The organism is Arthrobacter sp. Soil_C_60 (assembly GCF_057656375.1).
In genome coordinates, this window is record NZ_JBDGKM010000004.1 from 262,833 (window position 1) to 283,853 (window position 21,021).

The 21,021-nt window shown below is 63.2% G+C and carries 17 protein-coding genes; 9 read left to right on the top strand and 8 right to left on the bottom strand.

What is annotated here, in order from left to right; genetic code table 11:
- Positions 1–24: 24 nt before the first annotated feature.
- Positions 25–1,299, top strand: coding sequence for a MurT ligase domain-containing protein (locus AC3A4M_RS10915; RefSeq protein WP_498735762.1), 1,275 nt, complete (start codon positions 25–27; stop codon positions 1,297–1,299).
- A complete protein-coding gene (locus AC3A4M_RS10920; RefSeq protein ID WP_498735763.1) occupies positions 1,300–2,022 on the top strand; it encodes a type 1 glutamine amidotransferase in 723 nt (240 codons plus the stop codon).
- Positions 2,023–2,061: 39 nt separating this feature from the next.
- On the opposite strand, the gene AC3A4M_RS10925 is transcribed toward AC3A4M_RS10920, so the two are convergent.
- On the bottom strand, positions 2,062–3,393 hold the full coding sequence (locus AC3A4M_RS10925; RefSeq protein WP_498735764.1) for a CapA family protein: 1,332 nt from the start codon (positions 3,391–3,393) through the stop codon (positions 2,062–2,064).
- 101 nt (positions 3,394–3,494) lie between these two features.
- Between AC3A4M_RS10925 and AC3A4M_RS10930 the strand changes: the two genes are divergently transcribed.
- Both AC3A4M_RS10930 and AC3A4M_RS10935 read left to right on the top strand, forming a co-directional pair.
- Positions 3,495–5,528 (top strand): M3 family metallopeptidase, encoded by a 2,034-nt coding sequence (locus AC3A4M_RS10930; protein WP_498735765.1) that lies wholly within the window; start codon positions 3,495–3,497, stop codon positions 5,526–5,528.
- Positions 5,529–5,586: 58 nt separating this feature from the next.
- Positions 5,587–6,570, top strand: a complete 984-nt coding sequence (locus AC3A4M_RS10935) for an acyl-CoA thioesterase (protein WP_498735766.1) — start codon at positions 5,587–5,589, stop codon at positions 6,568–6,570.
- A 140-nt stretch (positions 6,571–6,710) separates the two neighbouring features.
- Here the strand turns inward: AC3A4M_RS10935 and pdxS are convergent, their stop codons facing one another.
- The 6 genes from pdxS to AC3A4M_RS10965 all read right to left on the bottom strand — a co-directional run bounded on the left by pdxS (position 6,711) and on the right by AC3A4M_RS10965 (position 14,888).
- Positions 6,711–7,625 carry a pyridoxal 5'-phosphate synthase lyase subunit PdxS gene (gene pdxS, locus AC3A4M_RS10940; protein ID WP_208574527.1) on the bottom strand — a complete coding sequence of 305 codons (915 nt, stop codon included), beginning with the start codon at positions 7,623–7,625 and terminating at the stop codon, positions 6,711–6,713.
- A gap of 108 nt (positions 7,626–7,733) precedes the next feature.
- Complete coding sequence (gene pgsA, locus AC3A4M_RS10945; protein ID WP_498635057.1) at positions 7,734–8,345, bottom strand: phosphatidylinositol phosphate synthase; 612 nt, start codon at positions 8,343–8,345, stop codon at positions 7,734–7,736.
- Between the two features lie 8 nt (positions 8,346–8,353).
- A complete protein-coding gene (locus AC3A4M_RS10950; protein ID WP_498731447.1) occupies positions 8,354–8,932 on the bottom strand; it encodes an HIT family protein in 579 nt (192 codons plus the stop codon).
- Complete coding sequence (gene thrS / locus AC3A4M_RS10955) at positions 8,929–10,947, bottom strand: threonine--tRNA ligase (protein ID WP_498735767.1); 2,019 nt, start codon at positions 10,945–10,947, stop codon at positions 8,929–8,931. Before thrS ends, AC3A4M_RS10950 begins: the two co-directional genes overlap by 4 nt.
- A 73-nt stretch (positions 10,948–11,020) precedes the next feature.
- Complete coding sequence (locus tag AC3A4M_RS10960) at positions 11,021–14,506, bottom strand: DNA polymerase III subunit alpha (protein ID WP_498735768.1); 3,486 nt, start codon at positions 14,504–14,506, stop codon at positions 11,021–11,023.
- 67 nt (positions 14,507–14,573) lie between these two features.
- The gene (locus AC3A4M_RS10965; RefSeq protein WP_498735769.1) at positions 14,574–14,888 is read right to left on the bottom strand and encodes a DUF6504 family protein; all 315 of its coding nucleotides are present in this window, start codon (positions 14,886–14,888) and stop codon (positions 14,574–14,576) included.
- A 423-nt stretch (positions 14,889–15,311) separates the two neighbouring features.
- Here AC3A4M_RS10965 and AC3A4M_RS10970 point away from each other — a divergent pair, with 423 nt between their 5' ends.
- Positions 15,312–17,336: an FG-GAP-like repeat-containing protein gene (locus AC3A4M_RS10970; RefSeq protein ID WP_498735770.1), complete on the top strand. Its 2,025-nt coding sequence runs from the start codon at positions 15,312–15,314 to the stop codon at positions 17,334–17,336.
- A gap of 119 nt (positions 17,337–17,455) precedes the next feature.
- Positions 17,456–17,899, top strand: coding sequence for a VOC family protein (locus AC3A4M_RS10975; protein ID WP_498735771.1), 444 nt, complete (start codon positions 17,456–17,458; stop codon positions 17,897–17,899).
- On the opposite strand, the gene AC3A4M_RS10980 is transcribed toward AC3A4M_RS10975, so the two are convergent.
- Complete coding sequence (locus tag AC3A4M_RS10980) at positions 17,896–18,651, bottom strand: SOS response-associated peptidase (RefSeq protein ID WP_498735772.1); 756 nt, start codon at positions 18,649–18,651, stop codon at positions 17,896–17,898. The two genes, AC3A4M_RS10975 and AC3A4M_RS10980, sit on opposite strands and share 4 nt — an antisense overlap.
- A 94-nt stretch (positions 18,652–18,745) precedes the next feature.
- On the opposite strand from AC3A4M_RS10980, the gene AC3A4M_RS10985 reads away from it, so the two are divergent.
- The 3 genes from AC3A4M_RS10985 (at position 18,746) to AC3A4M_RS10995 (ending at position 20,962) form a co-directional block, all read left to right on the top strand.
- A complete protein-coding gene (locus tag AC3A4M_RS10985; RefSeq protein WP_074703397.1) occupies positions 18,746–19,003 on the top strand; it encodes a mycoredoxin in 258 nt (85 codons plus the stop codon).
- A 244-nt stretch (positions 19,004–19,247) separates the two neighbouring features.
- The gene (locus AC3A4M_RS10990) at positions 19,248–20,336 is read left to right on the top strand and encodes an S-(hydroxymethyl)mycothiol dehydrogenase (RefSeq protein WP_139003422.1); all 1,089 of its coding nucleotides are present in this window, start codon (positions 19,248–19,250) and stop codon (positions 20,334–20,336) included.
- Positions 20,333–20,962, top strand: coding sequence for an MBL fold metallo-hydrolase (locus AC3A4M_RS10995; RefSeq protein WP_139003421.1), 630 nt, complete (start codon positions 20,333–20,335; stop codon positions 20,960–20,962). The genes AC3A4M_RS10990 and AC3A4M_RS10995 overlap by 4 nt, the downstream gene beginning before the upstream one ends.
- Positions 20,963–21,021 lie beyond the last annotated feature (59 nt).

Consider the following 21,021-nt stretch of genomic DNA (forward strand, 5'->3'; position numbering starts at 1 on the left):
AGGCCTCTTGTATAGTTTCTACTCATGCGACACCTCCTTGCGACCCTTGCCGGAAAGGCCGTTAAGACGGTGGCGAAACTGCGCGGAGGTGGTTCCGCCCTCCCCGGCCTGGTTGCGGAGAAGATCGATCCGAACTTCCTGCCGCGCACTCTGGGCAATCTGCCCCAGGGCGTCGTCGTCATCAGCGGTACAAACGGCAAGACCACCACGACCAAGATGGTGGTGGAACTGCTGCAGGGCCAGGGCTTGAACGTCTTCACTAACCGGACCGGCAGTAATTTCACCCGCGGCGTGGTGGCAGCCGTGCTGGGCGAAACCACCATCGGCGGCAAGCTCGACGCCGACGTTGCCGTGCTGGAGCTCGATGAAGCCCATGCGGTGCACTTCGTCAAACTCATCGCCCCGCGCTACAGCCTGCTGCTCAATGTCATGCGCGACCAGCTGGACAGGTTCGGCGAGATCGAGACCACCGCAGGGTTCCTGCGGCAGATCGCTGCGGCCACCACCGAGGCCGTGGTGCTCAACCGGGAAGATCCGCGCATTGCCGCCCTGGCCGAATCCGTTACCGCGGAGCGGGTCCATTACTTTGGCTTGGCCCCGCAGCTGCGTGCCATGTTCCCCAATGACGATGACATGCGTTCGGGCGGCACAAGCGACGCCTCCGGCCTGCCCGCGGCCGACGTCGTTCTGTCCGCCTGTGAGGGTGCCTCAGCGACTTTTACCGTTGGCAGCCGCGATATCGACGCGGAGTTGAAACTTACCGGCGTCTACAACATCTACAACGCTGCCGCCGCCTTGGCGCTGGCCCGGACCGTTGTCGGCGCGGACGTGGATGAAGATGCCCTGCTGGACTCGCTGGAGGCAGTCACCCCTGCCTTCGGCCGCGGCGAGAGTTTGACCGTCAACGGCAAGCCGCTGGACCTGGTGCTGGTGAAGAATCCGGCAGGGTTCCGTCTGGCGCTGCGCTCGTTCCCGCCTGCAGGCTTCAGCACCATGATCGCGATCAATGACAATTACGCCGACGGCCGTGACATGTCCTGGCTGTGGGACGTGGATTTCGACTCGCTCGCCGCTGCCGGGGTTGCGGAAGTCAGCGGAGTGCGTGCCAACGACATGGCGCTGCGGCTCTTCTACGAGGACGTTCCGGTACGGCACGTGGACACGGACCTTTCGGCGTCGCTGCACCGGTTCATCGCACTGGAACCGGACGCGCCCAAACGTATTTACTGCACTTACACCGCCATGCTCGCGCTGCGCCGGGAGCTGGGGAAGCTGACCGAAGTGGAGGTGGTTTCCTAAATGGATGCCCCCGTGATTGACCTGCTCCAGCTGTATCCGCGCGACATGAACATCTACGGAGACTGGGGCAATGTCCTGGTCCTGCGCAAGCGCCTGCAGCTGCGCGGCTACGACGTCCGGCTGCACGAATACAACCCTGGCGACACGTTTCCGGACCAAGTGGACCTGATTGTCGGCGGCGGCGGCCAGGATTCCGGCCAGAACAAGATCCAGTCCGATCTGCACCAGCTCGGCGGGCGGTTGCGCGAACTCGCGGACGACGGCCTACCCATGCTCGCCATTTGCGGGCTGTACCAGCTGTTCGGAAACTTCTTCAAGACCCACACCGGCGAGGTCATCAAGGGCATCGGGCTGCTGGATGTGGACACCGTCGGCGGGCCCAAGCGGTTGATCGGCAACACCGTCCTGGAGAGCGAAGAGTTCGGCACCGTCATCGGTTATGAAAACCACAGCGGCCAGACGTTTCTCAAGGGCGGGACCCAGCCGCTGGGCACGGTCACCAAAGGGGACGGCAACAACGGCCAGGACTCCACCGAGGGCGCCCGCTACCGCAACGTGGTTGCCAGCTACCTGCACGGTTCGCTGCTGCCCAAGAACCCTGCGGTGGCGGATTTCCTGGTCCGCCACGCCGCACTGCGCCGCCATGGCAGTTTCGATGATACGCCGCTGCAGATCCCGTTCGAGGAACAGGCCCGCGAAGACGCCGCCGCGCGCCCGCGCTGAGCATGCCGCATCGCTACCCGTTAGGGCAGCTGCCCAGCACTACCTGCCGCTAAGCAGCCACTCCTGCGCGCCGTCCTCCCCTGCGCCCATCGACTCCACGGTGTCCTTGGTCCGTTCCCGGCTTGCGGCATCGGCCGCCGGTGAAACGCACGCGGGGCCCTCTTCGAGGGCATCCGCCGAGACCGGACACCAGCGGTGCTCCGGGCCATCAAAGGTAACGGGCAGCCAGGCGAGCCGGGAAACGTCCCAGGGGCCGCCGTCGTCGTTCTGGCTGAACTGGGCGCGCACCATGAGCCCCTCGGTGTTGAGGATGTTCGGCGTGGCATGGGCCGCGATGGCATTGCCCAGCCCATAGACAATCCACGTGTCCTTGTACTTCTCGATGGGCTGCACCGAATGGCTGTGGTGCCCGTAGATCAGCGAGAACTCGCCGCTGTCCGCCAGTTTGTGCGCCACGTCCTGCTGCTGCGCGTTCGCGTAGTCAGTGTACTCATCCCCCGCATGGACAACGCCAAGTACGATGTCCGCGCCTTCCTCCCGGGCCTGCCTGGCCTTGGCGATCATGACATCCGCATCCAGCATGTCCACCTGCCACGGCTGGTCCGGCACCAGCCCGTTAAGCGCGTACGTTGCCTCGATGACTGCGACACGGGCGGCAAGCGTATCCATGATCAGCACTTCCTCGGCATCGGCGCGGGTGCGGTAGGACCCGGTATGTTCAAGCCCTGCTTCGTCCAGCGCATCCAGCGTCCGTTCCAGCCCCGCGGTGCCGCGGTCGATGGTGTGGTTGCTGGCCGTGGTGCAGGCGTCGTAGCCTAGCTCCGCGATGGCATCCAGGATTTGCGGGGGCGCGTTGAAGGACGGATACGCCGCGTACGGGCCGCCAGCTTCGGCCACCGGGGTTTCCATATGGCAGAGGGCAAGATCGCTGGTGTCCACGTAAGGTTCCTGCGCTGACAGGATCGGGCCAAAGTCCAATGGTCCCCGGCCCGTTTCCTCCGCATCCTTTGCTGCCTGGTCCCAGAGGGCTTCGTGCAGCAGCAAATCCCCGGTCATGACCACCGAGGTGCAGCGGGTACCGGGGCATTCCGGTCCGGCTCCGGCCGTTGTGGACGGCGATACGGACGACGACGGCGGCACTTGGCTGCCGCCGTCGCTCCTCTCTTGGGCCGGGCCGGCCGAGGCAGCTGCGGCAGAAGATGCCGTGCCAGCTGCCGTTCTATTGCCTGACCCTGTGCCCGTTGCACTGCAGCCGGCGAGCAGCACTGCTGCGGCCAGGGCCAGCACCAACCGAGGCCGCACCCTGCCGGCCCCGCCCGTAGCCGCCCGTTGCCGCGGACGTGGGTGAATCCTTGCGCTGCTTTCTGGCATGCCGTCAGTGTAAGCCGCAGCGAGGCGTGGCCTTCAACGACGCGTCTGCGCCGCCCCTAAATGACCTCAGGAGTACCGGCTGCGCATGACAAAGTAGTGCCATGGCAAACCCGTTCCTCGCCCCCAGTACGCTCCCCTACGAGCTGCCGGCCTTCGCTGACATCCGCGCAGAGGAATACCTGCCCGCGTTCGAGGCCGGATTCACACAGCAGCTGGCCGAAATCGAGGACATCGCCGCGAACCCGGAACCGGCGTCCTTTGGCAACACCATGGTTGCCTTTGAGCGATCCGGCCGGACGCTCCAGCGTGTTGCCGCGGTCCTGCGCAACATCGCCTCCGCAGACGCGACCGGGGAGATCCGGCAGCTGGAACAGGCCGTGTCCCCGCGGCTGGCCGCGCACCAGGACAACGTTTACCTGCATCCGGGGCTGTACCGGCGCATCTTGGCGGTCGATGAGAGCGCAGAGGACCTCGACGGCGAGGATCTGCGCCTGGTATCCGAGCTGCGCAAGCAGTTCCGCCGGGCCGGAGCCGGCCTCGAGCCCGCCGGGCAGAAGCGGCTGCGCGAGTTGAACGTGCGCTTGTCGGAACTGGCCACGGAGTATTCGCAGGAGCTCCTGGCAGCGGGGAACGCTGCCGCCCTGCACGTGGTTGACCGCGCTCTTCTGGACGGGCTGGCCGAGGAGGACATCACCGCCGCGGCCCAGGCCGCCCGGGAAGCCGGATATGACAGCGGCTGGCTGCTCACGCTGGTCCTGCCGACCGCCCAGCCTGCCCTCGAAGTGCTCACGAACCGGAAGACCCGGCGGCGCCTCTTCCAAGCCTCTGTGGGCCGCGGCGACGATGGAAACCGGACGGTGCTCCTCGCAGCGCGATTGGCCGAGCTGCGTGCCGAGCGCGCCGCGCTGCTCGACTACCGGAACCACGCCGAGTACGCCCTGGATTCCCAAACGGCGCCTTCGCTTGAAGCAGTGCGTCAGCTGCTCGCGCAGCTGGTGCCGGCGGCGGTGACCAATGCGCGGGCCGAGGCCGGCGTCCTGGCCGCGGCGGCGGGGTACGACATCGAACCCTGGGACTGGGCCTTCTACTCCGAGCAGGTTCGGCGCCGTGACTATGACGTCGATCTGGCGCAGCTGCGTCCTTACTTCGAACTCGAAAGTGTGCTCCATGGCGGCGTCTTCCAGGCGGCGGAACAACTGTACGGACTGAGCTTCGAAGCACGTCCGGACCTGCAGGGCTATCACTCGGATATCCGGGTTTGGGAAGTCAAGAACGACGACGGCACCGGACTTGGCCTGTTCCTGGGCGACTATTATGCGCGGCCGACCAAAAACGGGGGTGCGTGGATGGATTCGTTTGTCGAACAGTCCGGCTTGCTCGGCCAGCAGGCAGTAGTTCTCAACAATCTGAACATCACCAAACCCGCGCCGGGCGAGCCAACCTTGCTCACCTTTGACCAAGTTGTGACGCTGTTCCACGAATTCGGCCATGCGCTGCATGGATTGTTCTCCCAGGTCAGGTATCCGCGGTTCTCCGGAACCAGCGTGCCCCGGGACTTCGTCGAGTATCCTTCCCAGGTCAACGAAATGTGGGCGTTGTGGCCGCAGATCGTGGACGGCTATGCCCGCCACCACGTCACGGGTGCCGCCCTTCCGCCGCGGACCGTCGACAAGATCGATGCGGCGCGGCTCTGGGGCGAAGGCTTCGCCACCACCGAATATTTGGCGGCCACTCTGCTGGATCTGGCCTGGCACAGCCTCCCTGCAGGGACGCGCATCGATGATCCGCTCTCCTTCGAGAAGGAGGCGCTTAAGGACGCCGGACTCGATCTGGACATCATTCCCCCGCGCTACCGTAGCGGCTACTTCAAGCACATCTTCGCGGGTGGCTATGCGGCCGGCTACTACTCCTATCCCTGGAGCGAAGTGCTGGACGCGGACACCGTGACGTGGTTCCACGAAAACGGCGGACTGAACCGGGAGAACGGAGATCGCTTCCGGAGTCGATTGCTCTCCCGGGGCAACAGCATGGATCCGTTGCAGGCCTTCCGCGATTTCCGTGGCCGCGACGCCGAAATCAGGCCGCTGCTCACTCGACGGGGACTCGACGGAAACGAGCGGACCAGCATCAGCTAGCGGAACCTTCGACGAACAATGCAATGCTGATTTCACCACCAACCAGGAGATACGACCAATGCCTGAACCGGCCACCGCGAAGAATTCCATCACCCTTCGGTTCCTCGCCGCTCCCACGGATGTCGGTTACAGCGGGACGGTTGACGCCGGAACTGTCCTTGAGTGGATCGACAAGGCTGCCTACGCCTGTGCCGTGGGCTGGAGCAAGTCCTATTGCGTGACGGCCTATGTGGGCAACATCCACTTTGCCGATCCTGTTCGCGTCGGAGACATGGTCGAGGTTGAATCCACGATCATCTACACCGGGCGCAGCAGCATGCACATCCAGACCACTGTTAGCTCCGGAGATCCCAAGGGCGGTGGCGCCACGATGCGCAGTCGGTGCCTGGTGATCTTCGTGGCGGTGGGCAAGGACGGCAAATCCGTTCCGGTAGAGCCCTGGATTCCCCGGACCGAGGAGGAAAAGGAACAGGAGCAGCTGGCCATCAAGCGCCTGGACATCCGCGCCGACATCGAGAAGGCGATGTCCCGGCAGGTGTACACCGAAGCAGGAACAGCTCCCCGCACCGTGCTGCGTTTCCTGGCCGCCCCTGCCGATGTGAACTGGGGCGGGAAGGTTCATGGCGGGACCGTGATGAAGTGGATCGACGAGGCCGCCTACGTTTGCGCGTCGCGGTACTGCGGCAAGGACGTTGTCGCCGTCTTCTCCGGCGGCGTACGCTTCTACCATCCCTTGCTGATCGGCAATGTGGTCGAAGTCGAGGCACGGCTGGTTTACACCGGCAACAAGGGAATGCACGTCTCGGTACATGTGCGCTCGGGCGACCCGAAAACCGGCAAACTTGAGTTGACCACCCACTGTCTGACGGTCATGGTGGCGCGCGACGAGACGGGCACCGCCGTACCGATCCCCCCGTGGCATCCGGTTTCCGATGAGGACCGCGAGCTGGAACAGCACGTCCGGGAGATCATCCGCATCCGGAGCCGGATCCCCGGCAACCGGCTCCCAAGCCACCTCCGAGGCAACGCGAACGCCGACTGACTTTGAACGGAACCGGCGCCTGCTGGACCAAGCGCTGCTTTTGCGGCAATCCGGTCCCCCAACAGTGTTAACGCAAGAAGTCCGGAACCGTTGCTTTCAGCGGTTCCGGACTTCCGGCGTCGTTAGTTGTTCCTAATTTCCTACCAGCCGCGCTCGGCGAGGCGGTGCGGCTCAGGAATTTCGTCTACGTTGATGCCGACCATGGCTTCGCCCAGTCCGCGGGAGACCTTGGCGATCATGTCCGGGTCGTCATAGAACGTGGTGGCCTTGACGATGGCAGCGGCACGCTCGGCCGGGTTGCCGGACTTGAAAATGCCGGAACCGACGAACACGCCGTCCGCCCCGAGCTGCATCATCATGGCCGCATCCGACGGAGTGGCGATACCACCTGCGGTGAAGAGCACCACCGGAAGCTTGCCGGTCGAAGCGATTTCCTTGACCAGTTCGTACGGGGCCTGCAGTTCCTTGGCCGCGACGTACAGCTCGTCTTCCGGCAGGGCGGCGAGCTTGGCGATCTGCGCGCGGATCTGGCGCATGTGCGTGGTGGCGTTGGAGACATCGCCGGTACCCGCTTCACCCTTGGAGCGGATCATGGCTGCACCTTCATTGATGCGGCGCAGGGCTTCACCGAGGTTGGTGGCGCCGCAGACGAACGGAACGGTGAAGTTCCACTTGTCGATGTGATTGGTGTAGTCGGCCGGGGTCAGGACCTCGGACTCGTCAATGTAGTCCACGCCGAGGGACTGCAGGACCTGTGCCTCGACGAAGTGGCCGATACGTGCCTTGGCCATCACCGGGATGGAAACGGCCTCGATGATGCCGTCGATCATGTCCGGATCGCTCATGCGGGACACGCCGCCCTGGGCACGGATGTCGGCGGGAACCCGCTCGAGAGCCATCACGGCGACCGCTCCGGCGTCTTCGGCGATGCGGGCCTGCTCGGGGGTTACGACGTCCATGATGACGCCGCCCTTCAACATTTCAGCCATACCGCGCTTAACCCGGCTGCTGCCCGTTACCGGTGCGTGAGTTGAAGTTTCGTTACTGCTGGACACTAAAAGCCCCTAGGAGTTGGTGGGAAGGAGTACATTTCATGATACGCCGTGCCGTCGTGTTTCAGCTCACCTATGACGGCATGCGGCAGGACCTAGGTCAGGGACGCTTCACGCTTCGACTTGCGTCTGGCGGTAGACAGCCAGGATGCGCTGGATGACGGTCACAAGGCTGGCAGCCGCCAGCAGGACCAACACCACGAGCAGCACCACCGGCGGCAGCCCGAGCCCGGTGAAGCCGGTGAAGACCAGCACCGCGACGAGCCGCTCGGAACGCTCTGCTATCCCGACGTCGGCCCGACAGCCGAGGGACTCGGCTTTCGCCCGCGCGTAGGAAACCAGCATCCCCAGAACCAGACAGATCAGTGCCGCGACGGCGATGGGAACGCTGGCTCCGCCCGTGAAGAACCATATGGTGACCCCGGCGAACACCGCGGCGTCAGCCAGACGGTCCAAGGTCGAATCCAGGAAGCTCCCCCAGCTGCTGCTGCGGTTGAGCATCCGGGCCATCAGCCCGTCCACCATGTCCGAGAAAACGAACGCGGTGATGAAGAGCGTGCCCCAGAACAGTTCGCCCATGGGGTAGAAGACCAAGGCGCCGATGGACACTCCGAGAGTGCCGATGATGGTCACCGCATCAGGTGAAACACCGAGTTTGATTAGCAGCCGCGCCAAAGGGGAAAACAGCTTCCCGAAGAAACCACGCGCATACTTATTGAGCATCCGTGCCGCTACCCGGCCGGCCAGGCTTGCGCCACCTGTTGACGGACCTCGTCCAGGGTCTGCGTGATGGCCTTCGTCTGGGCGATGATCGGCAGGAAGTTTCCGTCTCCGCCCCAGCGCGGCACGACGTGCTGATGCAGGTGTGCGGCCACGCCTGCTCCCCCGGTAACGCCCTGGTTCATGCCCAGGTTGAAACCGGTTGGATTGGCCACCTTGCGCAGCACGCGCATGGCGGTCTGGGTCAGCTCTGCGAACTCGGCTGTTTCTTCCACGGTGATATCGGTGTAGTCCGGAACGTGGCGGTACGGGCAGATCAGCAAGTGGCCGGGGTTGTACGGGAATAGGTTGAGGACAACGTAGTTGAACTTGCCCCGGTACACGATCAAGGACTCTTCATCGCTACGCCCGGGCGCCACACAGAAGGGGCACTCGTCCTTGCCCTTGAACTGGTCCTGTCCGCCTTTGACGTAGGCCATGCGGTGCGGAGTCCACAGTCGCTGGAAGGCGTCCGGGACTCCGGTCAACTCGAACTCGTCGGTCATCTGGCCTTCGGGCTGCTGGTGAGGTACACCCGCCGAATCCGTCATAGCTGGTGGTCCCGGTTACGGACGGCTTCAACGATCCTGGCCACGGCGTCGTCGACGGGTACGCCGTTGTCCTGGCTGCCGTCGCGGAAACGGAAGGACACAGCGCCGGCTTCGGCGTCTTCTCCACCTGCGATGAGGACAAACGGGATCTTGTCCTTGCTGGCGGTCCGGATCTTCTTCGGGAACCGGTCCGAACCGAAATCTGCTTCGGCCCGGATGCCGGCGGCCTTGAGCTTGGCGATGACCTCTCCCATGTAGTCGTTGAATGCCTCCGCCACGGGGATACCGACAACCTGCACCGGAGCGAGCCAGGCCGGGAAGGCACCGGCATAATGCTCGATGAGCACGCCCATGAAGCGTTCGACCGAGCCGAACAGGGCACGGTGGATCATGACGGGCCGCTGGCGGGAACCGTCCGCGGCCTGGTACTCAAGTTCGAAGCGTTCGGGCAAGTTGAAGTCCAGCTGGATGGTGGACATTTGCCAAGTGCGGCCAATGGCGTCGCGGGCCTGTACAGAGATCTTCGGGCCGTAGAACGCAGCTCCGCCCGGATCCGGAACCAGCTCCAGACCGGAGGCTTCGGCGACCTCGGCCAGGGTACGGGTAGCTTCGTCCCAGACTTCGTCCGCACCGACGTACTTCTCGGGGTCCTTGGTGGAGAGTTCCAGATAGAAATCATCCAGTCCGTAGTCTTTGAGCAACGCCAGCACAAAGTTCAGGGTATTGGTCAGTTCGTCCTTCATCTGCTCACGGGTGCAGTAGATGTGGGCGTCATCCTGGGTCATGCCGCGGACCCGGGTCAGCCCATGCACCACGCCCGATTTCTCGTAGCGGTAGACGGAACCGAATTCGAACATCCGCAGCGGCAGCTCGCGGTAGGAACGTCCGCGGGAGCGGAAGATCAGGTTGTGCATCGGGCAGTTCATCGGCTTCAGGTAATAGTCCTGGCCGGGCTTGACCACTTCATTGGTTTCGGGGTCGCGGGTCTCGTCCACGTGAATGGGCGGGAACATGCCGTCGCGGTACCAGTCCAGGTGGCCGGACACTTCGTACAGGTGCCCCTTGGTGATGTGCGGGGTGTAGACGAAGTCGTAGCCTGCTTCGGTATGCCGCTGGCGCGAATAGTCCTCCATCGCCTTGCGGACAATGCCGCCCTTGGGATGGAACACCGGCAGCCCTGAACCGAGTTCATCGGGGAAGGAGAACAGGTCGAGCTCCGAGCCGAGCTTGCGGTGGTCCCGGCGCTCGGCCTCCGCGAGGCGCTCCTGGTAGGCCTTCAGCGCTTCCTTGGTGGGCCAGGCTGTGCCGTAGATGCGCTGCAGCTGCTTGTTCTTCTCGTTGCCCAGCCAGTAGGCGGCTGCCGAGCGGGTCAGCGCGAAGGCGTTCGAGATGAGCTTGGTGTTGGGAAGGTGCGGGCCACGGCAGAGGTCGCACCAGATAGTGTCTCCGGTCTTGCGGTCCACGTTGTCGTAGATGGTGATCTCGCCGGCGCCGACCTCGACGTTCACGCCCTCGCCTGCTTCATCGGCTTCGGCGGACTTGTCCAGCAGGATCAGCTTGTAAGGCTCCTCAGCCATGGCAGCCCGGGCTTCGTCCTCGGTAACCACCCGGCGGGCAAACTTCTGGTTCTGGTTGACGATCTTGAGCATCATCTTCTCAAGGGTCTTCAGATCGTCAGGGGTGAAAGGCTCCTCGACGTCGAAATCGAAGTAAAAGCCGTCGGTGATGTACGGGCCGATGCCGAGCTTGGCGTCCGGGCGGAGCTGCTGCACGGCCTGTGCCATGACATGGGCGGTGGAGTGGCGCAGGACGTTCAGCCCGTCGGGGGAATCGATGGTGACGGATTCGATCTTGGCGTCTTCGGACAGCGGCTGGTCCAGGTCCTTGAGCACCCCGTCAACACGCATAACGACGACGTCGCGGCGCTCGAAGAATAACTCCGCCCCGGTAGTGCCCGTGTTCACTTGTTTCTCTTCGCCGTCGACGATGAGAGTCATGTTTTGGGGCGCTGACACGAAGGTCTCCTTATGTTTCGATTTAGGCATCTACCGCGCCACCATACTTTGGGTGCCACGAGCCTCTTTGATGTTATCCGCTGATATTGAGCCCGACCAACATGGCACGGTCCGGGAGCTGGAGGTGTGGCTGTTCCCGGTCCGGCGCCGGTGTTTCCGCCGGACGAGCGAGGGGCAGCGTCTCCAGGCGGGAAAGATCCCAGGCATTGGTGGCTTGCAGACTCATCCCGCGCGGTCCGGTCCTCCTCGTCAGCCCTTGGATTAACAGCAGGCTGGTGCCGAACAGCAGAGGTCCTGCCTTGTCCTGCGCTTCATGGAAGAAAGTGCAGTCCACGCAGCCGGTGCCGTCATCCACACTGATGAACACCACACGGCGGCCTCCGCGCATGGGTGGAGTTTGGGTTGCCACCCGGATTCCTGCCACCAGGACCTCGGTTCCATTGCGCAGGGAAAGCAGGTCCTTGGCTGCGGTTACATTCAGTTCTTTCAGCAGCGGCGCGTAGCTGTCCATCAGATGGGCGCTGACGTCCACGGCCAGCAGGTCCAGTTCGGTGCGGACCTTTTCCAGCATCGTCGGCTCCGGCAGGCAGGTTTTGAGGTTGCTCAATTCAAGATCTCCCAGTGGGAAGGAGAGCTGGCCGTCGATGGGTTCGTAGCGGCGCGGAACCGGGCGAACCGGAGGCTTATCCAGGTGATGGACGAGATCCGCGCGGGTGGAGGTCCCCTTACGGCCGGCCAGCCGGTTGAGTTCGTCGAAGGCTCCCAGTTTTGCCAGCCGTTTCAGGGTAGGTCTGCTGACTTTGGCCCGGGCACGCAAATCGGCCAGGGAATCATAGGGCTGTCCGGCCACAATGCGTTTAAGCTCTGCGGCGGATAGTCCGTAAATACCGGCAAGACTCAAACGGATTCCAAGTTTTTCCGGTTCACCGTTGGCAGCAGGTACGCGCTCAACCCGGTACGTGTCCGCGCTGCGGTTGATATCCAGCGGCAGGATGGGAATTCCCATCCTGCGGGCTTCTGCCACCAGCAATCTACGTGGGTACATTCCCGGGTCATGCTCCCAAAGGCCGGCCAGGAAAGCTTCGGGATGGTGCGCCTTCAGCCAGGCCGACTGGTATGTGGGGACGGCAAAGGCAGCCCCGTGGGCTTTGCAGAACCCAAAACTGCCGAAGGCTTTCAGCGTGCTCCAGATCTTGTCAATGGTGTCCACCGAGTATCCACGGTCCATGGCTTGACGGCGGAAATATTCCTCCACTGTTGGCTCTGCTGCCTCGTCCCCCAGCAAGCGCCGGAACTCGTCTGCTCTGGCCAGACCGCAGCCGGTAAAAACATCGAAGGTCCGCAATACCTGCTCGTGGAAAACCGTGACACCATGCGTTTCCTTCAGGACGGTTTCCAGATCCGCGTGCGGGTAGTTTTCGGGCGCCCATCCATGGCGTTGTTCCAGGAAAGGGCGGACCATGTCCGATTTCATCGGGCCGGGCCGGAAGAGGGAGATATCTATGATCAGGTCGTTGAAATTGCGGGGGGCCATTTTGCCCACAAGTTCCCGCTGGCCCGGGGACTCGATCTGGAAACACCCCAAGGTATGGGTGCTGCGGATCAGTTCAAAGGTTTTTTCATCATCGAGCGGAACTGCTTCCAAATCGATCCGGCCGTCCTCGGCGATATAGCCGGGACCATTTCCGCCGGCGTCAACCGGATGGTTTCCGGCCGCGGTAACTGCGGCCTTTTCCGAATGGATACGGACAACCTCGTTCACGGCATAGGCCATGGAACTTTGCATCCGGACCCCGAGCACATCGAGTTTGAGCATGCCCATGGGATCCATGTCGTGTTTGTCGAACTGGCTCATGGGCAGACCGAGGCCGCTGGGCTGGACCGGCGTCCGGTCCAGCAGGGATTCATCCCCCAGAATCACGCCACAGGGATGCATGGAAATATGCCGCGGCAGCCTATCCAACCGCTCCGTCACATCCACCAGCAAATCCAACTGTTTGTTCTGCTCCACCTGGGCGGAAAAATCACGAAGCTCGGGCTTCTCTTCCATCGCTTCCCGGAATTTCCGGGCGGAGAAACGCCAAAGCTGTTTGGCAATGCCTGAAATGTCTTCCTCTTCCATTCCCAGAGCCAGCCCGGCATCACGGACGGCACCGCGAGCGCGGTAGCCGTTCTGCATGCTCATCAAAGTCACCCGGCGATCCCCGAACCGTGCGAAGATCCGCCGGTAGACGTTATGGCGTTCGGCGCTTTCCACGTCAATGTCGATATCCGGCAGGGTTGAACGGTCGCGGGAGAGGAACCGTTCAAAGATCAGCCCATGGGCCAGCGGGTTGACATGGCTGATAAAGAGCAGATAGTTCACCAGGCTTGAAGCGCCGGATCCCCGGGCCGATGCCCTGACCCCCATATCGGTGATGATCTTTGATACCTCGGCCACGGTCAGGAAATACGAGGCGAACCCTAATCTGGTGATAATCCCCAGTTCATGGGCCAGACGGTCCCGCAGCTCATGCTCGGCTTTGCCGCTGATGCCGGGGAACCTGTCGGTAATCCCTGCCTCGCATCGTTGGATAAGTTCTGTCACCGGATCCTGGCCAATCCCGATTACCGATGCCTCCGGTACCACCGGGTTCTTGTAACCCATGTCCTGGTACGGATCCATCCGGCAGCGATCTGCAACTGTTTCAGTCATCGCCAGCAGTTCCCCGGCGCCGGCACGGCCGGTACCTGCCTCCTGCGCGGTTTCATACCCCAGGACCTGCATCTGGGCGGAGCTTTTGAGCCAGCCTTGGCCGTTGGGCTGCAGATCCGGCAGCTTTGCGAGCGCGGTTAAAGCACGGACGGAGTCCAGTACGTCTGCAGTAGCTGCGTCATCCACTTGGCGGTATCTCGCCGCGTTTGTGAGCACTGCCGGCAATTTCAGGTCAGCGGCCAGTTTCAACATTCTTACGGCATGGGCCGTACTGAGATTGTCTCCGGGCGGACTGAGGTGGTTGACCACTTCCAGCACTAGGGAACCGGCTGGCATGATGCTGCGCCAATGACCCGCCAGCTGGCGGGCCTCTGCATAACGGCGGTGCCGCAAGGCCTGTCCAACATCTGAATACGGGCCCAGCAGCACAGTGAGCACAGCAGGGGAACCTGCATCTGATGATTCCAGGGAACCGGCGGCGCGGTGCGCTATCTGCGCTATGCCCACACCCGGCTTCCTGCCCTTAGCGCCGAGGCCGGAGGCTGTACCTTCATGCGCATCCGAGATCAACCGGCACAAGGCGTGATAGCCCCTGCCGTTGTTATGGCCGTGGGCCAGGACAACCACCCGGCCAGTGCTTTGCCCCTGGGAACCACGGAGGGCGAGGTCTACCCCCACAATCGGATCGATCCCTGCGGCAAGGCAGGCTTTGACATGTTTGACCGTTCCGTACAGTCCGTCTCTGTCAGTGCAAGCCAAGGCATCCGCACCGTCGGCGACCGCCGCTGCCACCAGTTCATCCGGCCAGGACACACCGTAGTGGGCGCTGAAGGCCGATGAAACATGCAAGTGGGTAAAGCTCATGATCATCCAATGAACAAGTACGAGAGACGGGGCAAGAAGCTTCCGCGGACAGAGATGCAGGAACGTATTAAGCGCTCAGGCGCTGCAGGGCCTCATGGACCCTGATCAGCCGCCAGCGTCCGGTATCTGCTTGATGGGAAAGATCGAGTGTGCGCAGTTCCGAGCGGCTGTTCAGTCTCGCCTGGACCCGCCAGATTTTATGGTCCACCAGTCCCGCTCCCCTGCCGCGTTCGGCCCGGAGCTCTTCGGCCCACCATTTTCGGCGCTCATACCAACGCACCGGTTCCGCGGCGATGTGCCAGGTCCGGTTCTGCCACCGCAATCTGATCGGCTGGCCGGCAGGAGAACAAACAACTTCTACTGATTCGCTGAAAACACCCATGTTCCAGTCACCTTTCTTCTGGAAATACGGGCCAAACACTTCGATGCATGCTCCTGCCGACACGCCCGTCGAAATGGTTGACCTCTTCATTCTATTCGAATATGTATTCGATTCAAAGACGAGCTTACAAACCACCACCGACAAAATGTCCGGCACTCCAAGATTTATCCAATAACCGAGGGCCACAGTTATCCCAGCGCATCCCGCGCTATCAGTAACACCCAGAAGTAATGGTGTCCGAGGGGGACACCTCACAAGGAGCCCAGCATGTCACTCGCACCCAGGGCAGATTTACCTAGTCGCCCCAAAAAAGTTCCAGCCAAACGACTAACAACAACCATCACCGCAGCCGCAATGCTCGCTGCCGTGTTTTCGCCACTGTCAATCACACCTGCCAACGCGGGACTCTCAGGAGTTGGCCCGGTGGATCCCAACAACGGCTACCCGACGTGGTTCTCGGATGGCACTGTCAAGCTCCAGTTCTGCTACACAGCGGAACTGGGCTGCCTGTCCACGCCGCCCAACGCCGGGCCGGCGTCCTACCCGGACAACTTCCCTGAGGAGGCATTCTGGTTCGCAGCCGAAGCCAGCGGCGGAAATCTCGGACTTTACGAGGCTGCCCTGGAAGGTGCTCATCTGAACGACGCAGTGGTAGATGGCGAGCAGATCGGATTTGCCCGGCTGCGGTTCCGACTGGAAGGCCTCGTCCCTAACGCGAGCTACACGGTTACGCATCCCTATGGCGTCACTGAAGGTCTAGTCGCCGATGCCGCAGGCGAGATCGATCAAACCTTCGATGAAGGCATGTGTGCCCCTACCGACACGAGAGCATGTGATTGGGAGGGTGTGGGCGCTGCTTTCCTCGGCGACTACCAGGTGAACACCGCGACCTTCCTCCGCCAGGTGAACCCACCTGCCGGAACGCTGGGTAATCCAGCAGTCGCAGCCCCTGTGACCGGGGCGCCCTCCGGCAACAACTTCGTGCGGGTAGACGGCCCTAACGCCGGAGGGCCCGGTGTGAACACCCTGACCGTCAACCAGTTCACCATCCAAGGCGTCATCTCGGATGCCGTGGACGGGGCGCCGGGCACTCCAGACCTAGCCGCCGCCAGTGACAGCGGCCGTTCGGCCACGGACAACATCACCAACGTTGCGACGCCTACCTTCGCGGTGGACGTCCCGGCCGGTACGGAAGTCAGTCTGCTTGTCGGCACTTCCGCCACTCCTGCCGCGACGGGAACGAGTACCGGCAACGGCTACAGCCTCGCTTTGCCGACGGCGCTCGCCAACGGGCGTCACGAGATCCGGGCCAGGATCGCCAATCCCGACTTCGCTACGGACCCGGCAGCGCCGGAGTTCCTGACTTCGACCCCGGTTGGCATCACGGTAGACACCGCCGCCCCAACGGCCACCATAGCCGCACCGATGCCGTCCAACCCTTCGTTGGACAGGACGCCGTCGTTCAATTTCGGCAGCAATGAACAAGGTGCCACCTATGATTGCCAGCTGCTGCCGTCCAGTCCGGCTTGGGAGACTAACTGCGCTTCGGGCAAGACCTACGATGACCAGGCCGACGCCATATACACCTTCAACGTCCGCGCCGTTGACGTTGCCGGCAACGTCGGAACCCCGGCTGCCTACGGCTGGGGCATCGGCACCACAGCGGGACCGGCGGGAACCGGTGTCCAGAAGGATATGGACGGCAACGGGACCCCGGACTACATCGGCCGCACCAGCGATGGCAAACTCTGGTTCTACGGCGGCAGAAGTAACGGCACGCTGTCTCCGCGGCTCAACATCGGCAACAGCGGCTGGAACGCCATGACCTCGCTGCTGATGCCCGGTGACTTCAATGGCGACACCAGGTCGGACCTGATCGCCAGCGACACCTCCGGCAGGCTGTGGCTGTACGCCGGTGCAGGTAACGGCCGGCTTGCGGGCCGCACGCTGATCGGTTCAAGTGGCTGGAACTCGATGTCGGAGCTCGTTGCTCCGGGCGACTTCAATGGCGACGGTTCCGCGGACCTGCTGGCCCGCGACAGGGCGGGCAAGCTCTGGCTTTACCCGAACAACGGCCGCGGCGGCTTCGATGCCAAGTCTGTGGCCGGATCCAGCGGCTGGAACGTCATGACCGATCTCGCCGGCGTCGGAACCTTCGATGCAGGCTCCACGAACGACATGATCGCACGGGACAGCAACGGCCGGCTCTACCTGTACAAGGGCACCGGAACCGGTGGCTTCAGTGCACGCTCCATGATCGGTTCAAGCGGGTGGAACTCCATGACCTCGCTGGTTGGACCGGGCGCATTCAACGCGGGCGCCAACAACGATGTGATCGCCCGCCACACCGACGGCAGGCTCTGGCTCTACCCGGGCAACGGCAGCGGCCTGAGCCCCCGTATCCAGATTGGGCATGGCTTCAACATCTTCACCATGATCGCCCAGTAACCCAGGGACAGGAGTAGCCCAAGGACAGGAGCCCGGCCGGGTTCCGAGCACCGCCGCAGCGGTTGCCGGATCCGGTCGGGCTTCTTGCCGTCCGCCTCCCCACCGGCGACTATTGAGGCATGAGACCACAGGTCACCGCTCTGACTCTCGGAGTGCGGGACGTTGCCACTGCCCGCCGCTTTTACGTCGACGGCCTGGGCTGGGAACCGCTGTTCGAGCAAGAAGGCGAAATCTTCTTCGTCCAGATTGCGCATGGCCAGATGCTGGGGCTCTGGAACGTGGAGAGCATGCGCGGCGAATACGGGGACGTCGGCCATCACTACGGCGGACCGGCCATCCCGGTCTCGCTGGGCCAGAACGTGGCCAGTCCTGGCGAGGTGGATGACCTCATCGCGCAGGCGCTCGCCGCCGGCGCCACCCTTGTTTCGGCGGCACGTAACCAGGCGTGGGGCGGTTACAGCGGCTGCTTCGCCGATCCTGACGGCTACCGCTGGGACATCGTCTTTAATCCAGGATTCAGGATCGACGACGACGGCGCCGTCCACTTGGGTGCCGCAGGCTAACCATCCAGCAGCGAGGGTTGCGCGACAATCAGTTCCGGCGAGTTGTTACGGACGCTGCCCACAGCGGGACCTACCGGTTCCAGCGTCCAGTCAGTGGCGGCGTCGTACGCCCTATTCCGGAGCATCTCCAGCAGGTGCGTCCCATCCCTGATCGTGGGATCCAGCCACGCAGCCATGGTGTCCGTGTCCATCGGCACCGGGTACCTGTCATGCAGCCCGGCCAGTTCCCGCAGGACCGGCGAGCCGCTGTCTGCCGGCGGCGACGGAGCGGTCAGCACGGTCGTGGAGAGCAGCCATGCGTCTTCGGCGTCCCGGGCCTTGGACGGGTCTTTCCACCAGCCATACAGCCCGGCGAAGAAAATCGGCGCATGGTTCCCGCGGTGCACGAAATAGGGCTGCTTGGTTTTGGCGCCGAGCTTTTTCCACTCGTAGTAGCCGTCCACCGGGACCGCGCAGCGGCGGGTATGGACCGAGTCCTGGAAGGTCGGTTTTTCCGCGGCGGATTCGATCCGGGCGTTGAAGGAACGCGAGCCGACGGAGATCTCCTTGGCCCAGCGCGGCACCAGGCCCCAGCGGGCGATATGCAGCTGGCGGCGGACGGCGCCGTCGATCAGCCGCTCCAGGACGATCGGCACGTCGTCCGTGGGCGCCACGTTGTATGACTCCTTGAGTCCGAAGTCCCCCGGAACTTCAGCGCCGCATTCCATCATCAGGTCACCGACGGCCCTTGCCATGACGTATCGTCCGCACATCTCCCCAGTCTGCCATTGTGCGCACAGGCGGCGGGAATGTTTGCGGCCCCGCCGCCGTTTGCACCTTTAAATGCAGTTCTGCGAAGGAGTCACCTTGGAATACACCCCGGAAGCCGGCACTATCACCATGTTCTCCACGTCCTGGTGCGGCTACTGCCGCCGCCTGAAGACACAGCTGGATGCGAAGGGCATCGGCTACACGGAGATCAACATCGAGAACGTGCCGGGCACCGCGGAGCTGGTGGAACAGATTAACGAGGGCAACCAGACGGTGCCAACCGTGCTCTTCCCCGATGGCAGCAGCGCAACCAACCCCTCGCTCGCCGAAGTGCAGGAACGCCTCGCGGCCTGATCCCGCGATATTTTCCGCAGACCGCGCTGGAGCGCAGATGACGCTCCGGCGCGGTTTGTTACTTAACGGCGCCCCCGAGACGGAGACCGCATTCCGACCGCCACGGGCGTGGAAGGTAGACACAGGCGGCAGTTTCCATAACAATCGTTTTGGTAATTGTGATCGGCCCTACATGGCTGCCTAAGATGATGGTGATACGGCCAACCGGCCGACCTGATGACTCCGCGAAAGGAACGACCCAGGCATGGTTCATAAAGTTCGGGCAGTAATTGCCAAGGAAAAGAATGCCCCGGTATCCATCGAAACCATTCTGGTACCGGATCCGGGTCCGGGGGAAGCGCTGGTGGACATCCTCACCTGCGGCGTCTGCCATACGGACCTGCACTACAAGCAGGGCGGCATCAACGATGATTTCCCGTTCCTGCTGGGACACGAGGCCACCGGCGTGGTCAGCGCCATCGGCCCCGATGTGACCGATCTTGTCCCGGGTGACCGTGTCATCCTCAACTGGCGCGCCGTGTGCGGCGAGTGCCGGGCGTGCAAGCGCGGCGAAGCGCAGTACTGCTTCAACACCCACAACGCCACCCAGAAGATGACCCTGGAGGACGGCACCGAGCTGTCCCCCGCCTTGGGCATCGGCGCCTTCGCCGAGAAGACGCTGGTCGCCGCGGGCCAGTGCACCAAGGTGGACGACGACGTCGACCCCGCCGCCGTGGGCCTGCTCGGCTGCGGCGTCATGGCAGGCATCGGCGCGGCGATTAACACCGGGGAGGTCAAGCGCGGCGAGTCCGTGGCCGTGATCGGTTGCGGCGGCGTGGGCATCGCAGCTATCGCCGGCGCCAAGCTGGCCGGCGCGACGACCATCATCGCCGTCGACATCGACGACAACAAGGTGGAGCTGGCCAAGTCCCTGGGCGCTACGCATGGCGTCAACTCGAAGGAGCAGGATCCGGTCGAGGCGATCCAGGCCCTCACCGGAGGCAACGGCGCCGACGTCGTTATTGAAGCTGTTGGCCGCCCGGAGACCTACAAGCAGGCGTTCTACGCCCGCGATCTGGCCGGCCGCGTGGTCCTGGTCGGCGTTCCCACGCCGGACATGAAGATCGAGCTGCCGCTGCTCGACGTCTTCGGCCGCGGCGGTTCGCTGAAGTCCTCCTGGTACGGCGATTGCCTTCCCAGCCGCGACTTCCCGATGCTGGTCAGCCACTACAAGCAGGGCAACCTGGATCTCGATGCCTTCGTCACCGAGCGCATCGGGCTGGACCAGGTGGAGGAAGCCTTCGAGAAGATGCACGAGGGCAAGGTGCTGCGTTCGGTGGTCGAGGTCGCATGAGCGTGAAGATCGAAAACCTCGTCACCTCCGGGACCTTTTCGCTGGACGGCGGTACCTGGGACGTGGACAACAATGTGTGGATTGTCGGCAATGCCGAAGAAGCCATCATCATTGATCCGGCGCACAACCCGGAAGCTGTGGCCCAGGCCGTGGAGGGCAGGACGGTCAAGGCCATCCTGCTGACCCACGGGCATGACGACCACATCCGTGCCGTCGGCGAAGTGCGGGACCTGGTGAAGGCACCGGTATACCTGCATGCAGCCGACCGCATGCTGTGGGACGCCATCTTCCCGGACTCCGCACCGGACCATGAGATCAATGACGGCGATACCTTCCAGGTAGCCGGGGCGGAACTGCGAGCGCTGCACACTCCGGGCCACTCCCCCGGATCCGTCTGCTTCCATCTGGAGTCGGAGAACGTACTGTTCAGTGGCGACACCATGTTCAACGGCGGCCCCGGCGCAACCGGTCGGAGCTACTCCAGCTTCGAAACCATCATCGATTCCATCAAGTCGCGTCTGCTGACGCTGCCGGCGGAAACGAAGGTGAACACCGGACATGGCGATTCAACCAGCATCGGCGCCGAGGCACCGCAGCTGGACGAGTGGATCGCGCGCGGTCACTGACAACTGAGCGTGAAAGCTGCCCGGGGCGCCTGCGAGGACATCGCGGGAGCCCCGGGTTT